An 18,105-nucleotide genomic window follows, 5' to 3' on the forward strand; every position below is an offset into this window, starting at 1 on the left:
GAGGGCGTTGGATGGTCTATAGAAAAGCAGTAGCAGGATTGATGATCGCGATGCTGGCGGGTTGTTCGGTCGCCGAAGAGGATGACCGTCAGACGGCCCAGGAACGCGATATTTTCGAGCGTCGAAATGTAGCGCCCGATCCCGCCGACAATGGCCAGACTCCCCGCAAAGCAGAACATGCCTATGCGAGGATAGCGCTCAACTGCATCAACAAGCAATATCCCAACAAGATAAGCCATGTGTTGAACAGCGCGGTCGATGTGGCGGAGCCGTCAAAGCTGACTCCGGTCTTCTACGGTTGTTATGACTGGCACAGCGCCGTTCATGGGCACTGGTTGCTGACTCGGCTTTGGGGACAGGATCTGGTGCCCGAGATGGATGAAGAAATTGCCGCAGCGCTGGCCGCGAATTTTACCGCCGAAAAAATTGTCGGCGAACTGACCTATTTGAGCAGCGAGGACCGCAAAGCATTCGAGCGACCCTATGGCATTGCATGGTTTCTTCAATTGACCGCCGAATTGCGGGACATTGCGGCCGGCGAGGGGGGGAAGGCGGAGCAGGCAAAAGCCTGGCTCCCGCGACTGGAGCCGCTCGAAACGTTGATAGTCGGCAATATCAAGGACTGGCTGCCAAAACTGGCTTATCCGATCCGGCTCGGGACTCACAACCAGTCCGCTTTTGCATTCGGTCTGTTTCTCGATTGGGCAGAGCGCAGTGGCGACACCGAAATGGCCAGTCTGGTGCGCAACAAGGCATTGGCTTTCCATAGCAAAGACCGAAACTGTCCGATGGCCTACGAGCCTTCGGGCGAAGACTTTCTGTCCTCCTGCCTGATGGTTGCCGACTTGATGCGGCGGGTGATGGACGAGGCTGAATACGCCACCTGGCTATCTGGTTTTCTGCCTGATATCCCGACGAATGGTAGCGACGACTGGCTGGCAGTGGGCATTGTCAATGACCCGACGGACGGGAAATTGGTTCATCTTGACGGGCTCAATCTCTCGCGGGCCTGGGCGCTCGAAGGCATGGCTTCGGCGCTTCCCGCCGACGACCAGCGCCGTGCTTCGTTGCTTGCATCAGCGACTCTGCACGGCAATTCCGGCGAGGAGGCTGTGCGCACCCCCCATTATGCGGGCAGCCATTGGCTGGCCAGTTTTGCGACCTATTGGCGAACGCGGAGGGGGATCGACGCAAGCCGCAGCAATCAAGCTTCGTGAAGCTCGTTTCTGCCCGGGATCTGGCGCACGACGCGCGCGGGCAAACCCGTTCGATGCTCGACCGCCTGTTCCCGGTCAATCAGGGAATCGCCATCAAGTCGATGTTCGGCATATGGGGCGCCTATTTCCTGTTCGTAACGAGCCGTTTTCTGTACAGGATGCAGGACAATGCCGATGCATTGTTCTTCCAGCGCATATTGATGACCAGCGTCTGTATCACCGTAACCTGGCTGCTGTATCGGCTGCTCATTGCGGTGCGCCGCAACGGCATGGGGGCGGCGATATTCATGCTTACCTTGCCGACTATCGTTCTGGCCAATTATATTGCGATCCTTGATCAGATCATCTTCGATCATGATGCGGCAATGCTCGACTTTTCCTATCTGCTCGACCCGGTCAATCTGGTTACATTTGACTGGGCCTATGTTCTGGACGAAGCCTTCACCCGTTATTTCATACTGGCAAGCTGGGGCGCTCTATATTTGGCATTGGCCCATAGTCACGACCTGCAGCGCATGATGGTGCACAGTAGACAACTGGAACAGCTGAATCGCGAGAGCGAGCTAAGGGCGTTGCGCTATCAATTGAACCCGCATTTCGTCTTCAACGCTCTTAACTCGGTAAGCAGCCTGATCATCGACCGGGAAAACGAGCAGGCCGAAAAACTGGTGGATGATCTGGCGGATTATATGCGTGCGGTGCTGACCGATGGAGGTCAGGACATGGTGGCGGTGGAACAGGAGATCGCGCAGCAGGTGCGTTATCTCGAGATCGAGCGCATGCGTTTTCCCGATCGGCTACACTATAGCGTTGATATTGATCCTGCCGCAAAAGGTTGGAGCATCCCGGCACTCATCATCCAGCCCCTGATTGAAAACGCCGTCAAATACGGTGTTTCAGGAACGGACCGACCGGTCAACATCAACATCTCGGCACATATAGAAGGCGACCGCCTCCGGATCACCATCGCGAATGATGGGCGGGTTCAGACAGGCGCTGGTATTGCGCAAGATCGCACTGCGGGGACCGGGACGGGCCTTATTAACATCCAGGATCGGTTGAAGGCCTTATATGGCCAGAATGCTTCGCTACTGTTGGCCAACAACAAAGAAGGGATGGCAACCGCGACCGTTGTCTTGCCGGACCCATCCCTGATTTTTCAGGATATCTGAGCATGCTTGCTAAGCTGCCATCGGTCCTCATTGTGGATGATGAACCGCTTGCCCGCTCGCGCCTCAAGGCGTTGTGCGAGCGGACCGGGCTTTTCGGAAACATGCATCTGGCCAATGGCGGCTTGCAGGCCCTGGAGAAAATACGGCAACTCGAGCCTGATATCTTGCTGCTGGACGTCGACATGCCCGATTTGTCAGGCCTTAAAGTGGCAGAAAAATGCGAAAGTCTGCTGCACATCCCGCAGATCATTTTCACGACCGCCCACAATAAATATGCGGTCCAGGCATTCCGGCTGGAAGCAACGGATTATCTGTTGAAACCGGTCAAGGAGGGGCAATTACGGGAGGCGGTAGAGCGCGCCATTGTCAATATTGCACGCAGTCGCAAGGACCAGGAACCGGAGGTCGCTCAGGCGCTCTGGGTGCAGGACGGAACCGGATCACTCCAACTCAATATTCTTGATATCGAATGGGTTGAGGCGGAACGGGATTATATGCGGCTCTACCTGCGGGGCCGCAGCTATCTGCTGCACCAATCCATGCGCTCGCTGGAGGACCAGTTGCCCGACAGCCTGTTTGTCCGCGTTCACCGGTCGGCTATCGTCCGGCGTGATTGTATCGCGGAAGTTCGCCGAAAAGGGCGCAAGCGATTTGTCATTCTACAGGACGGCAGTCAGTTGGCCATTGGTCCCCGCTACGCGGACCGTGTCATTGGTACGGGTTAAGCGGGACGCTTGGGCGGGTCCGAAACCGTAACCGAATAACGCGGTGCCGGCGCCGGTTGTTTCATCCCTCCGACATCGACAAAGGTCTCCCTGGCGACATTATGGGGATGTTCCTTCGCCTCTGCGAGCGACAGGACGGGAGCGAAACAGATGTCCGTTCCTTCCATAAGGTCGCACCATTGCGAACGAGTCTTGGTTTTGAACAGCGCGGTCAGTTTGTCCTTCAGAGCCGACCATTGCCTCGGATCCATCTGTGCGTCGAAGTCGGAATCCTCCGTCAGGCCCGCTACCTCTCGAAGTTGCGCATAGAATTGCGGCTCGATTGACCCGATCGAGATAAATTTGCCGTCAGATGTTTCATAACTGTCGTAAAAATGGGCCCCCGTATCCAGCAGATTGACGCCGCGTTCGTCTTTCCAGTGACCGATATTGTGAAAATCGAAGATCATGGCCATCAACGCGGCGGAACCGTCGGTCATCGCGCAGTCCACGACCTGGCCGCTGCCGCCGGTCTTGGCGTGGAGCAGCGCGGAAACCATGCCCAGCGCGAGCATCATTCCGCCGCCGCCGAAATCGCCAACCATGTTGATGGGAGGGGTCGGTTTCTCGCCGGCCCGCCCGAAGCTGTGCAACGCGCCGGAAATCGAAATATAATTGATGTCATGCCCTGCTGCAGAGGCCAGTGGACCGCTTTGTCCCCAGCCCGTCATCCGGCCATAAACCAGCTTTGGATTGTCGCCGAGCAAGATATCGGGTCCCAGCCCGAGTCGCTCCATAACGCCGGGACGAAAGCCTTCGATCAAGCCATCGGCATTTTTCACCAGATTGCGTGCGGTCTCGATTCCCTCGGGCGATTTGAGATCAACTTCGACCAAATTGCGAGAGCGGGAGAGGGCGAGGCGTGGATCCGGGGCGCCGCCCGCGCGATGGAGAACGGTGACCGTGGCGCCTTGATCCGCGAGCATCATGCCGCAAAAAGGGCCGGGACCTATCCCGGCGAATTCGATGATATTGATACCATTTAGCGGCCCTGCCATGCCAAAACTCCCGTTTAATCGATTGATTAACAGGTCCTATGCAGGGAAAGATTTCTAATCAAGCTTTATATGGAGGCCGAAGCCTTAGTCAGACAGGAACGCAGGTTGTAAGCTTTGTTGGCTGGTTAACGTAAATAGCGCGGCACATCCGATTTTTTCTGGCCGACTGGTTGTCTGGCCAGCTTCGGATCAATCGGATGATCAAAAGCGACGCCGAATCTGCCTTGGGCAACCCAGGCTACATAACCGGTAATCCGGCCAATATTGCGCAGTTCGATTTGGACATTGTCGCCCCGTTTGGCGAGAACAGGCGCTTCGGCCATCAGACCGCCTGCCGACAGGTTGCGAATACGCACTTCGCCGCAGTCATCGCCGTTGATAAAACGCAGGGATGCTTTCAGAAAGAGGCTGTCCCGGTCAAGCTGACGCTTCGGATGGTCAACCGCCTGACTATTCATCTTCAGATTATCGTCAAATGTCTCTTTCATACGATTCCCGCAGCCGATAAATGTAAATTCATGTTTCTTGAGACCGGAAATAGCCCAGAAAAGGTGCAAATTTGGTTAATGTTCGGCAATTTTTTCCGGTGATATATTTGCGCCACTGCGCTCGTTCGAGCTAGTGTCCCGACCGTAAGGCAGCAAAAATGTTAATTATTCTGCCGAGGCAGCAAATCAGATCACTGATCGCGCGAGATTTTCTCGTTTCGCTCATGCGCTTCCTGCGCTTCGACGGTCATCGTCGCTATTGGCCTGGCCTTCAGCCGGTCGAGCGAGATTTGTTCGCCGGTGACTTGGCAATAGCCATATTCGCCTTCGTCAATCCGTCGCAAAGCCGCATCAATCTTGGACGTAAGCTTGCGCTGACGGTCGCGGGTTCTCAATTCCAGGCCCCAGTCGGTCTCGCTTGATGCGCGGTCATTCAGGTCGGCTTCCTGGATCGGACCATCCTGCAAATGTGCCAGAGTCTCTTTGGATTCCTCGATGATTTCCTGTTTCCATTTTTTCAAGGCCTGCTTGAAAAATGCGAGCTGCTGCTCGTTCATAAACTCTTCGTCTTCGCTTGGCTCGTAGCCGTCTGCAAGGACTGGATCAGCAGCATTGGTGCCATTTTTAGCGGATGCTTTTTTTACCGAGGATGCCAACATACTCTCCAAACATCTCCCCTCGCGAATCCGGAGGGTCAAACCATCTATACGGCGGGCCTATACCCAGCACACCTAGCGGAAACAAGGCGCAAAATTCCTTATGATTCATTAATCCTAAATTGGGAAAACCCGGCGCAGCAAAATTCGACTGGGGGTATTTTTGAAAGCCCTTCAAATGGATATGGTCTAAGTCCGGGGCACCTGAGACATTCGCGATTTCTCCGCGCTGTCGCAACAAAGGCATCTGCAACGGTTCCAATTCGGGACATTAACCGTGGTTGGATACAGGCTGCTAAGGCTTTTTGCCATTTTCGATCGAGAAACAGGGTTAACGCAATTGTAGTTTACGATTTCTTCTGCGTTTCTGATGCATGTCGAGAGAGCGAACGGGAATATCAGCGGTTAATGCTGATTGAACTGGTCGCCTCCACAGCGGAAGAGAGATGTTATTATGTCGGTACGGATGGCTTTAGCAAAATTATGCGCCTGCACTTGCGGCGGGGCACTGATTGGCGGCGGCGCAGTTCATGTGTCGGAAGCGCCTGCAGCACCTTATGTAAAGCAGGTCTCGAAAAAGAAACCGGTTCGCGCACGTTTGGTCCGCAAAGGTGAGCCTGCCCGCAAAATAAAACGCACGCGGCGCACCGTCACCAAAACGGTGACAGCTTGCCAGCCGACGGTGGTTACAATTGCTCAGGCCCCTGCGGCCCAACCTGTTCCGATTCCATTGCCTCCTTACATTCCACCTGCTCCGCCGTTGCAGGATGGTGGTAGTTCTATACCTGTCGTGATTGGCGGCAGCGGCGGATATGGTGGCGGCGTTGGCGGCGGCTTCTTTGGCGGCTTCTTCGGCGGCGGTGGTTCCGGCGGAGGTAGTGTTGTCATTTCCTCCACCAGCAGCGGTGGATCAACAAGCACGTCTTCCGGCGGAAGCTCTACCAGCGGTGGATCGACCAGCACATCGACTGGCGGCGTGACAAGTACCGGTGGTTCAACGAGCACCTCTACTGGCGGCGTGACCAGCACCGGCGGTTCAACCAGCACATCGACCGGAGGCAGCAGTTCGTCTTCGTCCAGTTCATCCAGTAGCTCTTCGAGCAGTTCATCGAGTTCCAGCGGCGGTGACGGTTCAACCGGTGGAAAAGGCGGTTCAGGCGGTCACGGCGGTTCGGGCGGACATGGTGGCTCAGGTGGGCACGGCGGTTCCGGTGGCCATGGTTCTTCCGGTGGAGGTTCCAACGGGTCTTCGGGAAGCTCTGGTTCGTCAGGCAGTTCCGGTTCGTCAGGCAGTTCCGGTTCTTCGGGTAGCTCAGGCTCTTCGAGCAGCTCGTCCGGTAGCTCCAGTTCGTCTTCGTCAAGCTCGGGTGGCAGTTCCACCAGCAGCTCGTCGGGTGCAACGGGTGGTTCTTCGAGTTTCGGTGGCAACAGCACGTCCACCGGTTCTTCGGGCAGCTCTTCCAGCTCCAGCTCTTCGAGCAGCAGTTCCAGTTCGTCTTCCTCAAGTTCGGGTGGCAGCACCGGCGGATCGAATGGCGGTACCGAGGTTCCGGCACCACCGATCGTCTTGCTGTTCGGTGCAGCGGCAGCAGCATTGTTTGCCCGCCGTCGCAAGTCGAAAAAGATGATTGCAGCCTAAGCAGCATAAACCAAATTTCTGAAAAAGCGGCTGGAGCAATCTGGCCGCTTTTTTCTTTGCAGTCTTGCAAGTGAAACAGTCGCTCGGCATAGGCTATAGCCATGCATGATATAAAATATATACGCGAAAATCCTGATGATTTTGACGCAGCGCTGGCGAAACGCGGTGCCGCAGCAGCTGCGTCCAATTTACTGGCGCTCGATGAGCAAAGTCGCGCTCTGAAAACGCAGTTGCAAGAGGGTCAGGCGCGTCGCAACGAGGCATCGAAAGCGATCGGAAAAGCGAAAGGGCAGGGCGATGAGGAGACCGCTCAGGCGTTGATGGCCGAAGTCGCCGAGTTGAAAAGCAAGTTGCCCGAGCTGGAAGTACAGGAAAGCGCGGTGTCGGGCCGATTGCAGAATGTTCTTGCTGCCCTGCCAAATCTGCCAGGCGAAGATGTCCCGCCGGGCGACAATGAAGATGACAATGTCGAGGTTGATCGCTGGGGCGAGCCGCGCAAGTTTGATTTCGCTCCGAAAGAGCATAGCGATATTGGGCTGGCTCTGGGGCTCGATTTTGAAACGGCCGCAGCAATGTCCGGCTCGCGCTTTGCGTTTCTACGCGGCCAGATGGCGCGATTACAGCGGGCGATCGGCCAGTTCATGCTCGACCAACAGACGATGGAAAATGGGTTTCAGGAATGCGCTCCACCGGTACTGGTGCGCGATCAGGCAATGTTCGGCACAGGACAGCTCCCGAAATTTTCAGAGGACTCGTTCCAGACGACCAACGGCCACTGGCTGATTCCGACCGCAGAGGTCAGTCTGACCAACAGCGTGCACGGGCAAATATTGGATGAAGCGCAGCTGCCCATCCGGTTGACCGCGCTTACCCCTTGTTTCCGGAGCGAAGCTGGATCCGCAGGCAAGGATACGAAAGGTTTGATCCGTCAGCATCAGTTTGAAAAAGTCGAAATGGTCGCGATCGTCCATCCTGACAATAGCGATGCCGAACATCTGCGGATGACCGAAGCCGCAGAATCGATCCTCAAGCTGCTCGAGCTGCCCTATCGCAAGATGCTGTTATGCACCGGTGATATGGGCGCTACGGCCCGCAAAACATATGATCTGGAAGTGTGGCTGCCGGGGCAGGACACCTATCGCGAGATTTCGAGCATCTCGACTTGCGGCGAATATCAGGCGCGACGGATGAACGCTCGTTTCCGGCCCGAAGGCGAAGAAAAGGGGACAAGATTTGTTCACACGCTCAACGGCTCGGGTCTGGCCGTCGGACGCACGCTTGTGGCAGTGCTTGAAAATTATCAACAGGCTGACGGTTCTGTCACCATTCCGTCGGCCTTGCTGTCCTATATGGGCGGCATCGACACACTGGAGCCGGGATGATGCGGATATTGCTGACCAATGACGATGGTTTCGACGCGCCGGGGATGAAAATCCTGCTCGATATTGCGCAGCATTTCTCCAACGATATCTGGATTGTCGCGCCGTCTGATGAAAATTCGGGAGCCGGTCACTCGCTGACCATCACCCGGCCGCTGCGGATTCGCAAGCGCGGCGACCAGCAATATTCGGTCGACGGCACACCCACGGACAGCGTGATGATGGCGGTCGCCAAAATCATGAAGGACGGGCCACCGGACCTCATATTGTCCGGCGTCAATCGTGGTGCCAATCTGGGCGAAGATGTCACCTATTCCGGTACCGTATCGGCGGCGATGGAAGGCGCATTGGCTGGGATTCCGTCAATCGCGCTCAGTCAGGCCTATGCACGAGGAGACATGGGTGCCGATGTTCCGTTCGACGCCGCTGTGCAATGGGGCGAACGGGTTTTGCGGCCATTGGTCAAGCAACGCATGGATCATCGCACGCTGGTCAATATCAACTTTCCGGCCCTTCCGGCAAGCGAGGTCAAAGGCGTACGGATAGTGTCGCAGGGCATTCGCGATTACGGCCGGCTGCAGATCGTCAGCAACCGCGATCCGCGCGGTTTCGAATATCACTGGTTCGGACTCGGTCCCATGGTCGAGACGCCAGCGCACAGCACCGATCTCGAGGCGATAGCCGACGGCTATGTCTCGATTACACCGCTCCACCTCGATCTAACCCACTATGATTCGATGGAGGGGCTGAAAAAACTTTACCGCTGATTGCAATTGTCAGTCCTGCGAATTCGCTATGTTTGCGAGAGCGGGGCTGGCAAGCAGTGGTTTTGCTGCTAATAGCGGTCAGCAGGGGGAATGGTTAATGGGGTCAGATATGCGTCACGTTGCGATCCTGGTATTGCTCTTGGGGATTACTGCCTGCATTCCAGCCGGTCGCGATGATTATGCGCCGCCGCCGGTACGTCCGCAATTGGCCACGGATCCTGCCGTCCTTGGCACTAACCCGCAACCGACACTGTCTTCGCCGTGGGAAGCCAGCTCTGTCACAGCCAATGCCCGTACAGTGGCCCCGGGAACTTATGTTGTCCGACCAGGAGATACGTTGCGCGGGATTGCCAACCGGATAGGTGCGGGATCTCAAATCATTGCGTCGGCCAACGGATTGGTCGAACCTTATGTTATCCATCCGGGCCAGCGCCTCAAGATTATCGGCGGACGCTATCATACGATCAACGCGGGTGAGACCGGCATTGCCATCGCCCGGGCTTACGGGGCGCCGTGGCGTGACGTCGTGGAGCTGAACGCACTGGAAGAACCTTATGTCCTGCGGGTAGGGCAGAAGCTGTTGCTGCCGGCTTCCGCTCCCCAGGACCCGGCCAATTTGACCATCGAGCAACGCGCTGCGGCCTTTGACCTCGATATTGACGATATCGTGACCGGCGGGCAGCCCGCGTTGGCTGACGGCGCAGCTGCGAAAGAGCCTTCCGACTGGCGCAAGGCGATCGCACCCAGTACAGCCATCGCCACTCCGGGGGCCTTCTCCGGCCAGTTCCTGTGGCCGGTCAAAGGCACAGTGATCTCCAGCTTCGGCAGCAAAGGCGGCGGCAAGGTGAATGATGGTGTCAACATCGGCGTTGCCAAGGGTACGCCGATACGGGCTTCAGCTGGCGGAGTGGTCGCTTATAGCGGTGATGAAATCGGCGTGTTCGGCGGGCTGATTCTGATCAACCATGGTTCCGGCTGGGTTACCGCTTATGGCCATGCCGACAGGCTGAATGTGACGCGCGGCCAGCAGGTTAGCGCGGGTCAGGTGATCGGTCTCGCCGGCGAAAGCGGTTATGTGCAGGAACCGCAACTGCATTTCGAGATCCGCAAGGATCGCAAGCCGGTCGATCCCAAAATTCATCTGCCGAAAAATAGCTGAACCGGTCATGGCCAGGCAAACCCAGCGGAAAATGTCCGATTATTTCACCTTGCGGCGGCGTTCGAGTCTGCCGATCTGGGCGGATATCGCCTGGCGCGTCGCCTTTGTCCTCGGCCTCATCGGCATGGCTGTCGCGGTGCATTATTTCGACCGCAACGGCCTGCAGGACAGCTATGACGGTGATGTCAGCTTTCTCGACGTCGTCTATTTCACAATGATCTCGATCACCACCACCGGCTATGGCGATATCGCTCCGGTAACCGAGCGGGCGCGGATGTTCGATGCGCTGGTTGTGACTCCTATTCGGATCTTCGTCGTGCTAATCTTTGTCGGCACGGCCTATAATTTTGTTTTCAAACGAACCTGGGACAATTGGCGCATGAAACTGATTCAAAGCAATTTGCACAACCATATCGTGATTGCAGGCTTTGGTACCAGCGGCAGCGAAGCGGTTCAGGAACTGCTGGCACGCGGGACCAACCCGGAGGAAATCGTCGTGATCGACACCTCGGATGACGCGCTGGCGCTGGCCGAGAAGCTTGGCTGCGCCGTGATCAACGGCGATGCCACCCGCGACAATGCGCTGATGAACGTCAAGATTTCGCGAGCGCGGTCGATGATCGTCTCGGCGGGACGGGACGACACCAGCATATTGATCGTCCTCACCGCCCGGCATCTCGCCTATCATCTGCCGATCAGCGTCTCGATCAAGGCGGCGGACAATGAACTGCTGGCGCGGCAGGCCGGTGCGACGACCGTCATCAATCCTGTCAGCTTTGCGGGTCTGCTGCTTGCCGGAAGCTGCGAAGGCGCCAAGATTTCCGACTATCTCAGCGATCTGGCGTCTGCCACCGGCCGGGTCAAGCTGGTCCAGCGTGCGGTTACCGAGGACGAAGTCGGCATGGCGATGAACGACGTCGTCGGTGCCGGACTGGGAGTGCGCATATATCGTGGCGACACGGTGATCGGCTTCTGGGAAACCGAAGCGAAGAAGCTCGAGGCTGGCGACATCATTGTCGAGATCATCCCCGGCAACGGCTCTGAGCATCCGGCAGCGGAAGACGCCTGATCCAGCCTGTTCAATGGTTCATGTTGCACCTGCGAGATAAGTCCCTATCTTGATGCTTCAACCATGGAGCTTGCCGATGGCCACCCAGATACCAATGCCCACCGGGCTTCGCCCGCCCCGCAGACTGGCGCAGCTGGGCGAGCTGTCCCTGCCGCTTGATCTGCTGCGCTTCGGCCTGCAATGGCCGCGGCTGGTTACGGCCCCGCGCGGCGATGGCCGTCCGGTCTATCTGATCCCCGGCTATGGCGGCAGCGAGCTGTCGATGAGGCCGCTGGAAGCCTTTCTGGCGCGGATCAACTATGACGTCGCCGACTGGTCGCTGGGCCGCAACAAGGGGTCGGTGGACCGCGATGTCGCCCGCTTTACCGCCGTTGCCGAGCAACGGTTCGCCGAGAATGGCGGACAGGCCTTCACCCTGATCGGCTGGTCGCTGGGCGGAATTATCGCCCGCGAGACCGCTCGCCTCTCGCCCCATCTGGTCCGCGAGGTGATCACCATGGGCACCCCGATCATCGGAGGCCCCAAATATACCACGCCGGGCCAGCGCTACGCCCGGTCGGCCAATATCCAGCTCGACCGGTTCGAGCGCGAGGTCCATGACCGCAACAGCATCGGCTTCGACCAGCCGTTGACCGTGCTCTATTCGAACCGCGACGGCATTGTCGGGCCCGATATCGCCCGGGACATCTACAATCCGCAGGCCCGCAACATCCGCGTCGATGGCGGGCATATGGGCCTCGGCTTCAACCCCAGGGTCTGGCGGATCATCGCCGACACGCTGGCCGGCAACAGCTGATCCGGGCGGTTTCCCGGCTCAGCCAAGCCAGGCGTGGACGACCCCCATCGCGACGTAGAACAGCAGCCAGTAACCCGCGTCGATGAAGAACAGCGTCTTGCTCTTCTGCGAGAAAAGATAGTTGGTGCCGATCGCCGGGACGATGAAGCCCAGTGCCACCCCAAAGGCGGTCAGAACCTTCACCCCGAAATCCAGATCCGCGGCATAGGTCGCGAACGTATGCGCGAGCGTCCAAGAAGCAATCAGGCTGAACGCAAAGGCGCCGCCATAGATCATGCCCATATTGCCTTCCTTGATCTGCTCTTCGGTCAGGCCGACCGCGCCCATCCATTTCTTGCCCATCACCGGGCCGTACCAGATGCCGCCGACCAGAAAGCCCGCCAGCGCGGCCAGTACAACCGCAATCCAGTTTACATCGAAAATATTCATATCATCCTCCCCAGAATGTCACCCGGCGCCGACCGGGCAGGGTTTCCATAGCAAAATCGGGGAGTTCCGGCAATTGGTGCGCGATCAGGCGTCGCAGGGCTGCCCCGCTTCCGCCATGACCAGTGGTGGAAGTTTGCGAGATCGGCCCTCGCCTGCGCTGGAGGATGGGGCGCGGTGGCAACATTGATCGTGACTCGCCGGTCAAACAGGCCTAAAGGCCGCGCAATATGGCAACGCAAATTCCTTCTCCGCCCAAAGTGGGCATGGTATCGCTCGGCTGTCCCAAGGCTCTGGTCGACAGCGAACGCATCCTGACTCAGCTCAGAAGCGACGGCTATGACATGTCGGCAGACTATGCCGGCGCCGATGTCGTGCTGGTCAACACCTGCGGATTTCTCGACAGCGCCAAGGAGGAGAGCCTCGAGGCGATCGGCGAGGCGATGGCCGAGAATGGCCGGGTGATCGTCACCGGCTGCATGGGCAATGAAGCCGACCTGATCATGAAGCGTTTCCCCGATGTGCTCGCCGTCACCGGCGCGCATCAGTATGAAGATGTCGTGACCGCGGTCCATGCGGCGGCCCCGGCAGCCCGCGGCGCGTTCGTCGATCTCGTCCCCGAAGCGGGTCTCAAGCTGACGCCCCGCCATTACAGCTATCTCAAGATTTCCGAAGGCTGCAACCACCGCTGTTCCTTCTGCATCATCCCCAGCCTGCGCGGCGATCTGGTCAGCCGCCGCCCCGACGCGATCCTGCGCGAGGCGGAGAAGCTGGTCGCGGCCGGCACCAAGGAATTGCTGGTGATCAGCCAGGACACTTCGGCCTATGGCGTCGATATTCGTCACGAACCGCGCGTCTGGAACGGCCCGACCGGACAGGGCCGCGAAGTCCGCGCCCATATGACCGATCTCGCCGCCGCGCTCGGCGAACTCAGGACGCCGGAGGGGCAGGGCGTGTGGACCCGGCTCCACTATGTCTATCCCTATCCCCATGTCGACAAGGTCATCCCGCTGATGGCCGAGCGCAAGATCACGCCCTATCTCGACATCCCGTTCCAGCATGCCGCGCCGAACGTGCTGAAGCGCATGAAGCGCCCGGCCAACGAGGCCAAGGTGCTGCAGCGGGTCAAGAGCTGGCGCGACATCTGCCCCGACCTCACCATCCGCTCGACCTTCGTCGTCGGCTTTCCCGGCGAGACCGAAGACGACTTCAAATATCTGCTCGACTGGCTCGAGGAAGCCCAGCTCGACCGGGTCGGCGCCTTCCGGTTTGAACCGGTCGAAGGCGCTGCGGCCAATCTGCTCGACGGCGCCGTGCCCGAGGCGGTCAAGGAAGAACGCTACCAGCGGATCATGGACGTCACAGCCCGGATCAGCGCCGCCAAGCTGCAGGCCAAGGTCGGCCGCACGCTGCCGGTGATCATCGACGAGATCGGCGAAGCCGACGAGGACGGCGACATCGGCGCCACCGCCCGCTCCGAAGCCGATGCGCCCGAGATCGACGGCAATGTCTTTCTCCGCAACGTCCCCGCCAGCCTGTCGGTCGGCGACATCATCGACGCGGTGATCGAGGATGCCGACGAGCATGACCTGTTCGGGGTTGCTGCTTCGTAATCCGTCATCCTGAATTCATTTCAGGACCTCTTCCCACTTGCCACCAACTTCCGATTTAGACGGCCTAGATCCTGAAACGAGTTCAGGATGACGAGTTTGCTCTTCCTTCTTAAGCCCCTCCTTTTCAAAGGAGGGGTTGGGGTGGTTTTTCTCGTTTGAGTGCCGCGTTTGCGTTTCTAATTCCCCACCACCTCCACCCGTTCGTGTCGAGCGAAGTCGAGACACATCTTTGCCACCACCGGTCTCTCGACTGCGCTCGAGACGAACGGATTTATCTCGAGCATCCTCCCCACCATCCCCCGCAGCCTCACCCCGCACCACCCGCAAGCGCCGCACAAATTCATCCTGAAATGTCATAGGTTTTACTCCTTATAAGGGACCATCCCGACCGCGGCATTATGGTGCGGCGGGCCTAAAATGGTTGTTAGAGAAAGGAAATATAACCTATTAGGTTTTATGTAGGAAAGCCGTGGATTGAATATTCCGTGTCTAATGCCTGCTCCATTCTTGCAGCAGATGTTAGCTTTGACCGTGATTGAAGGCAGAAAACGGCTGGAACGTCAAAACCTGGGTGGAAAGCTGTTATCTCGTCAGCTAGTCTGTTGTCATGACCTCCAACGCCAATTTTCAACTTTCTCGCTTGCGTGAGATCGGCTGGTCTCAATGGGACCCGATTGGCCTAAATGACCATGAAGATTGGCCCGAAGACGAATACGACACTTACTTGATGCAGGCAGCCGGACGCCTTTGGAGGGGCGTGGGCGAGGAGGATGTAGCTGATTATCTCGTTGATGTGGAAGCGAACTACATGGGTATGGGGCCATCCGCTGATAGCCGCGTAAGAGCGAATAAGACTGTGATCTTGATTAACGATTACATCTCGGAACTTCGGTGCTAACCGACCGCAATTGGGGCGCTAGCAGACTTTCCGGTTCACTATCTTCAATGTCCCCTCTGCGGCTATACCGGACGATACGCAATCAAGCCTTAAGTAAGGCCGCCAACCGCTCCCACCCCTCACCCCAACCACGTCACACCCCCAAATTACACCGCGTTACAATATTTAACCGTTCATCAACCATCTCTGTGCCATCTAACGCCGGATTATATTCGAGGTGGGGTAATATGGACGATCTGCTGGCAGAATTCATCGCCGAAACGCGCGAGATGCTCGAGGCGATGCAGGGCGAGCTGGTGACGTGGGAGGCCGATCCCACCGACCGCGAGCGGCTGGATACGATTTTCCGCTTTGTCCACACCGTCAAGGGCAGCAGCGGCTTTTTCGACCTGCCGCGAATCGAGAAACTGGGCCACGCCGCCGAAGGGGCGCTGGCCGATGTGCGGGCTGGCAAGCGCGCTGCCGACGGTCCCCTGATCAACGCGGTGCTGGCGACCATCGACCGGATTGTCGCGATGGTCGACGCAATCGACGCGGGCGAGGCCTTTCCCGAGGGTGGCGATGACGAATTTGTCATGGCGCTGGAGCCCGACGCCGAAAATGGCAGCGAGGTCGAAGCCCTGATCGCCGACCAGCTGAATGACGAAGGCCGCAAGAATGTCGTCCGGCCGGCCCGTTCGATCCGCCTGCCGGTGCCGTTGCTCGACCGGGTGATGGCGGGGATTTCCGATATTGTTCTGGTCCGCAACGAACTGGCCCGCGCGATTCGCCATTCGGAGGTCGATCCGGTGGTCAGCTCGACCTTCGACCGGCTCTCGACGATCGTCGACGATGCACGGCAGGATATATCGCGGATGCGAATGCAGCGGCTGGAACATCTGTTCGCCACGATGCCGCGGCTGGTCCGTGACCTCTCGGCCGAGCTCGGCAAACATGCGATGGTCGAGATCGAAGGCGGGCAGGTCGAACTGGACCGCGAATTGATCGAGCTGCTGCGCGATCCGCTGATGCACATATTGCGCAACGCGATCGACCACGGCATCGAAAAGCCCGCCAGGCGGCTGGCCGCGGGCAAGAGCGAGATCGGACTGATCCACATTTCCGCGCGCCAGACCGGCAACAGCATCATCATCTCGGTGACCGATGACGGCTTTGGTATCAATACCGACAATCTGGTCGACCGCGCGATTGCAGCCGGTGTCGTGACTGCCGAAGCCGCTGCGCAACTGCCCGAAGAAGAGCGTATCGCGCTGATGTTCCAGCCCGGCGTTTCGACCGCTGACCAGGTGACGTCGGTTTCCGGTCGCGGTGTAGGCATGGATGTGGTGCGGGCCAATATCGAAAGTCTTGGCGGCCATATCCGGGTGACCAGCCAGCCGGGCAACGGAACCCGCCACGTTATTTCGCTGCCGGCGACGCTCAGCATCATTCCGGCACTGACGGTCAAGGCGGGCGGCCAGAGCTTCGGTATCCCGCGCTCCTATGTCGAGGAAATCGTCAGCGTCAAATCCCAGACTCTCGAATTCGACCAGGCGGGCGATACGCTGCTGGTCAAGTTTCTCGGCCAGCGCCTGCGCTGCTGCTCGCTGGCCCGGATTCTCGATCTCGAGCCGGTCGCCGGGTCGCAAAATGCAGCCCTGCTGATGATCCGGCTGGCCGGTGGCGATCTGTTCGGACTGGCGGTCGACGAGGTTATCGATCACCAGGAGCTGGTGATCAAGCCGCTGCCCCCGTCGATCACCGCGACCCAGCTCTATACCGGCAGTTCGCTGCTCGACGACGGCAGCCTGATATTGATGCTCTACATGGGCGCTATCGCGATCCGCGAGGGCCTGGTCAGCGATGTCAGCAAATCCAGCCGCAAGTCGACCCTAAAGGGGCGCCAGAAAGCGATTGCGACCGCAGAGGTCTCGGCCCTGCTGGTCGTTGGTCTCGACGGCAAGCGCCGGATCGTGCGGATGGACCCGGTCAGCCGCATCCAGAAAGTCGACAGCGCCGCCGTGCGTCTGTCGGACGAGGGCGCACAGGTGGTTATCGACGGCGACATCTATCCGCTGGCAGGGACCGGCTATGGCCCGATCGGCGACGGCGAGGTCAATCTGCTCATATTCAGCGATGGCGCCAACCATCTGGCCTATGCGATCCAGAATGTTGTCGACACCATCCACATCGCCAATGCGGTATTGCCGGGCGAGAAGAAGGGCGAGATCGAAGGCGTCACCCTGTTCGACGGCGAAGCGGTCGAGGTGCTCGACTGCCACTGGCTGTTTGCGCAGCATGATGGCCAGGGCCAGCGGACAGCATCGCGGACCTGCCAGATCGATGAAGCGGACCCGTGGGTACGCACGATCCTTCGCCCGATGGTCGAGGCCGCAGGTTACCGGATCGTCGATGCTGACTCCGGGGAAGATGTCGATATCGCGATCACGATGGGCCAGCAAGAAACGATGCCAGCGCGCGCCGGCCAGGTGATCACCCTGACCAACGATCCCGAAGCCGCCGACCACAAGGACGGCGTCATTTATCGCTATGACCGGGGTACATTGCTGGAATCCCTGATGAAACAGCAGAGGAAATCGGCATGAACATCTCGGTCGTGCTGGTGGAACTGGCCGGGCAACGCATCGCCTTGCCCTCGCTTGAAATTGATTCGGTCATCGAGATCGACAAGATAACCCCGGTTCCCGGTGCGCCGGACTATATCGCCGGACTGGCATCGCTGCGGAGCAGGGCGCTGACGGTGATCGACTGTGTCAGGATGCTCGGGCTCAACGACTATGAGAATGACGACTATCAAAGTGCCGTCGTCTTCAATTGCGGGGGCCATGATTATGCGCTGCTGGTCGAGGTCGTCGAGGATGTCGCCGACGCCACGACCGAGCCGGTGCCGGTGCCGGGCGGAGCGGGAGAAATGTGGTCGAAAATATCGGACGGACTGATCGAGACCAATGTCGGCCCGGCGATGCTGATCCGCACCGAAACACTGATCAATAGTCTGAAACAGAAGAAGCGTTAAGTCTTTGGTCAGGCTTGACCGTTAACTAAAGTGCATAATTGAGAGAGT

At 58.4% G+C, this 18,105-nt stretch carries 19 protein-coding genes; 12 read left to right on the forward strand and 7 right to left on the reverse strand.

The annotated features are described in order from the left end of the window. The first annotated feature begins 11 nt into the window (after positions 1-11). From HUO14_RS10830 to HUO14_RS10840, 3 genes are read left to right on the forward strand one after another with little or no spacing between them, the layout of a single operon-like run. Positions 12-1,217 carry a DUF2891 domain-containing protein gene (locus HUO14_RS10830; RefSeq protein WP_246255498.1) on the forward strand — a complete coding sequence of 402 codons (1,206 nt, stop codon included), beginning with the start codon at positions 12-14 and terminating at the stop codon, positions 1,215-1,217. Then, positions 1,214-2,389 carry a histidine kinase gene (locus HUO14_RS16515; protein WP_176279852.1) on the forward strand — a complete coding sequence of 392 codons (1,176 nt, stop codon included), beginning with the start codon at positions 1,214-1,216 and terminating at the stop codon, positions 2,387-2,389. The genes HUO14_RS10830 and HUO14_RS16515 overlap by 4 nt, the downstream gene beginning before the upstream one ends. Before the next feature lie 2 nt (positions 2,390-2,391). After that, positions 2,392-3,114, forward strand: a complete 723-nt coding sequence (locus HUO14_RS10840) for a LytR/AlgR family response regulator transcription factor (protein ID WP_176279853.1) — start codon at positions 2,392-2,394, stop codon at positions 3,112-3,114. On the opposite strand, the gene HUO14_RS10845 is transcribed toward HUO14_RS10840, so the two are convergent. The 5 genes from HUO14_RS10845 to HUO14_RS10865 form a co-directional block, all read right to left on the reverse strand. Then, on the reverse strand, positions 3,111-4,151 hold the full coding sequence (locus tag HUO14_RS10845) for a CaiB/BaiF CoA transferase family protein (protein WP_176279854.1): 1,041 nt from the start codon (positions 4,149-4,151) through the stop codon (positions 3,111-3,113). The two genes, HUO14_RS10840 and HUO14_RS10845, sit on opposite strands and share 4 nt — an antisense overlap. Before the next feature lie 125 nt (positions 4,152-4,276). Beyond that, positions 4,277-4,639 carry a PilZ domain-containing protein gene (locus tag HUO14_RS10850; RefSeq protein WP_246255499.1) on the reverse strand — a complete coding sequence of 121 codons (363 nt, stop codon included), beginning with the start codon at positions 4,637-4,639 and terminating at the stop codon, positions 4,277-4,279. Between the two features lie 191 nt (positions 4,640-4,830). Then, positions 4,831-5,298: an RNA polymerase-binding protein DksA gene (gene dksA, locus HUO14_RS10855; protein ID WP_176279855.1), complete on the reverse strand. Its 468-nt coding sequence runs from the start codon at positions 5,296-5,298 to the stop codon at positions 4,831-4,833. A 735-nt stretch (positions 5,299-6,033) separates the two neighbouring features. Next, on the reverse strand, positions 6,034-6,342 hold the full coding sequence (locus tag HUO14_RS10860) for a hypothetical protein (protein ID WP_176279856.1): 309 nt from the start codon (positions 6,340-6,342) through the stop codon (positions 6,034-6,036). 114 nt (positions 6,343-6,456) lie between these two features. Beyond that, positions 6,457-6,909, reverse strand: a complete 453-nt coding sequence (locus tag HUO14_RS10865; protein ID WP_176279857.1) for a hypothetical protein — start codon at positions 6,907-6,909, stop codon at positions 6,457-6,459. Positions 6,910-7,035: 126 nt separating this feature from the next. Between HUO14_RS10865 and serS the strand changes: the two genes are divergently transcribed. The 5 genes from serS to HUO14_RS10890 all read left to right on the forward strand — a co-directional run bounded on the left by serS (position 7,036) and on the right by HUO14_RS10890 (position 12,104). Continuing rightward, positions 7,036-8,316 (forward strand): serine--tRNA ligase, encoded by a 1,281-nt coding sequence (gene serS, locus HUO14_RS10870; RefSeq protein ID WP_176279858.1) that lies wholly within the window; start codon positions 7,036-7,038, stop codon positions 8,314-8,316. Beyond that, entirely contained in the window at positions 8,316-9,080 is a 765-nt protein-coding gene (gene surE, locus HUO14_RS10875; RefSeq protein WP_176280186.1) for a 5'/3'-nucleotidase SurE, read from the forward strand. Before serS ends, surE begins: the two co-directional genes overlap by 1 nt. 97 nt (positions 9,081-9,177) lie before the next feature. Then, entirely contained in the window at positions 9,178-10,239 is a 1,062-nt protein-coding gene (locus HUO14_RS10880) for a M23 family metallopeptidase (RefSeq protein WP_246255503.1), read from the forward strand. Positions 10,240-10,246: 7 nt separating this feature from the next. After that, positions 10,247-11,308 carry a potassium channel family protein gene (locus tag HUO14_RS10885; RefSeq protein ID WP_176279859.1) on the forward strand — a complete coding sequence of 354 codons (1,062 nt, stop codon included), beginning with the start codon at positions 10,247-10,249 and terminating at the stop codon, positions 11,306-11,308. 76 nt (positions 11,309-11,384) lie between these two features. Next, entirely contained in the window at positions 11,385-12,104 is a 720-nt protein-coding gene (locus HUO14_RS10890; RefSeq protein ID WP_176279860.1) for an esterase/lipase family protein, read from the forward strand. A gap of 18 nt (positions 12,105-12,122) precedes the next feature. Here the strand turns inward: HUO14_RS10890 and HUO14_RS10895 are convergent, their stop codons facing one another. Continuing rightward, a complete protein-coding gene (locus HUO14_RS10895) occupies positions 12,123-12,533 on the reverse strand; it encodes a DUF1761 domain-containing protein (RefSeq protein ID WP_176279861.1) in 411 nt (136 codons plus the stop codon). 227 nt (positions 12,534-12,760) lie between these two features. Here HUO14_RS10895 and rimO point away from each other — a divergent pair, with 227 nt between their 5' ends. Continuing rightward, positions 12,761-14,143, forward strand: a complete 1,383-nt coding sequence (gene rimO / locus HUO14_RS10900) for a 30S ribosomal protein S12 methylthiotransferase RimO (RefSeq protein WP_176279862.1) — start codon at positions 12,761-12,763, stop codon at positions 14,141-14,143. 15 nt (positions 14,144-14,158) lie between these two features. On the opposite strand, the gene HUO14_RS10905 is transcribed toward rimO, so the two are convergent. Continuing rightward, positions 14,159-14,500 (reverse strand): hypothetical protein, encoded by a 342-nt coding sequence (locus tag HUO14_RS10905; protein WP_176279863.1) that lies wholly within the window; start codon positions 14,498-14,500, stop codon positions 14,159-14,161. Positions 14,501-14,750: 250 nt separating this feature from the next. Here HUO14_RS10905 and HUO14_RS10910 point away from each other — a divergent pair, with 250 nt between their 5' ends. The 3 genes from HUO14_RS10910 to HUO14_RS10920 all read left to right on the forward strand — a co-directional run bounded on the left by HUO14_RS10910 (position 14,751) and on the right by HUO14_RS10920 (position 18,057). Continuing rightward, entirely contained in the window at positions 14,751-15,041 is a 291-nt protein-coding gene (locus tag HUO14_RS10910) for a hypothetical protein (RefSeq protein ID WP_176279864.1), read from the forward strand. A 227-nt stretch (positions 15,042-15,268) separates the two neighbouring features. Then, positions 15,269-17,626, forward strand: coding sequence for a chemotaxis protein CheA (locus HUO14_RS10915; RefSeq protein WP_176279865.1), 2,358 nt, complete (start codon positions 15,269-15,271; stop codon positions 17,624-17,626). Next, positions 17,623-18,057: a chemotaxis protein CheW gene (locus HUO14_RS10920; protein ID WP_176279866.1), complete on the forward strand. Its 435-nt coding sequence runs from the start codon at positions 17,623-17,625 to the stop codon at positions 18,055-18,057. Before HUO14_RS10915 ends, HUO14_RS10920 begins: the two co-directional genes overlap by 4 nt. Positions 18,058-18,105 lie beyond the last annotated feature (48 nt).

Origin of the sequence: Parasphingorhabdus flavimaris (assembly GCF_013371215.1) — a bacterium.
Lineage (GTDB): Bacteria > Pseudomonadota > Alphaproteobacteria > Sphingomonadales > Sphingomonadaceae > Parasphingorhabdus > Parasphingorhabdus flavimaris.

What these genes read in the sequence shown, in the direction of transcription:
- HUO14_RS10830 (WP_246255498.1), top strand. Translation starts at nt 12, where the DNA reads ATGGTCTATAGAAAAGCAGTAGCAGGATTGATGATCGCGATGCTGGCG.
- HUO14_RS10840 (WP_176279853.1), top strand. Translation starts at nt 2,392, where the DNA reads ATGCTTGCTAAGCTGCCATCGGTCCTCATTGTGGATGATGAACCGCTT.
- HUO14_RS10845 (WP_176279854.1), bottom strand. Translation starts at nt 4,151, where the DNA reads ATGGCAGGGCCGCTAAATGGTATCAATATCATCGAATTCGCCGGGATA.
- HUO14_RS10850 (WP_246255499.1), bottom strand. Translation starts at nt 4,639, where the DNA reads ATGAAAGAGACATTTGACGATAATCTGAAGATGAATAGTCAGGCGGTT.
- dksA (WP_176279855.1), bottom strand. Translation starts at nt 5,298, where the DNA reads ATGTTGGCATCCTCGGTAAAAAAAGCATCCGCTAAAAATGGCACCAAT.
- serS (WP_176279858.1), top strand. Translation starts at nt 7,036, where the DNA reads ATGCATGATATAAAATATATACGCGAAAATCCTGATGATTTTGACGCA.
- surE (WP_176280186.1), top strand. Translation starts at nt 8,316, where the DNA reads ATGCGGATATTGCTGACCAATGACGATGGTTTCGACGCGCCGGGGATG.
- HUO14_RS10880 (WP_246255503.1), top strand. Translation starts at nt 9,178, where the DNA reads ATGGGGTCAGATATGCGTCACGTTGCGATCCTGGTATTGCTCTTGGGG.
- HUO14_RS10885 (WP_176279859.1), top strand. Translation starts at nt 10,247, where the DNA reads ATGGCCAGGCAAACCCAGCGGAAAATGTCCGATTATTTCACCTTGCGG.
- HUO14_RS10890 (WP_176279860.1), top strand. Translation starts at nt 11,385, where the DNA reads ATGGCCACCCAGATACCAATGCCCACCGGGCTTCGCCCGCCCCGCAGA.
- HUO14_RS10895 (WP_176279861.1), bottom strand. Translation starts at nt 12,533, where the DNA reads ATGAATATTTTCGATGTAAACTGGATTGCGGTTGTACTGGCCGCGCTG.
- rimO (WP_176279862.1), top strand. Translation starts at nt 12,761, where the DNA reads ATGGCAACGCAAATTCCTTCTCCGCCCAAAGTGGGCATGGTATCGCTC.
- HUO14_RS10905 (WP_176279863.1), bottom strand. Translation starts at nt 14,500, where the DNA reads ATGACATTTCAGGATGAATTTGTGCGGCGCTTGCGGGTGGTGCGGGGT.
- HUO14_RS10910 (WP_176279864.1), top strand. Translation starts at nt 14,751, where the DNA reads ATGACCTCCAACGCCAATTTTCAACTTTCTCGCTTGCGTGAGATCGGC.
- HUO14_RS10915 (WP_176279865.1), top strand. Translation starts at nt 15,269, where the DNA reads ATGGACGATCTGCTGGCAGAATTCATCGCCGAAACGCGCGAGATGCTC.
- HUO14_RS10920 (WP_176279866.1), top strand. Translation starts at nt 17,623, where the DNA reads ATGAACATCTCGGTCGTGCTGGTGGAACTGGCCGGGCAACGCATCGCC.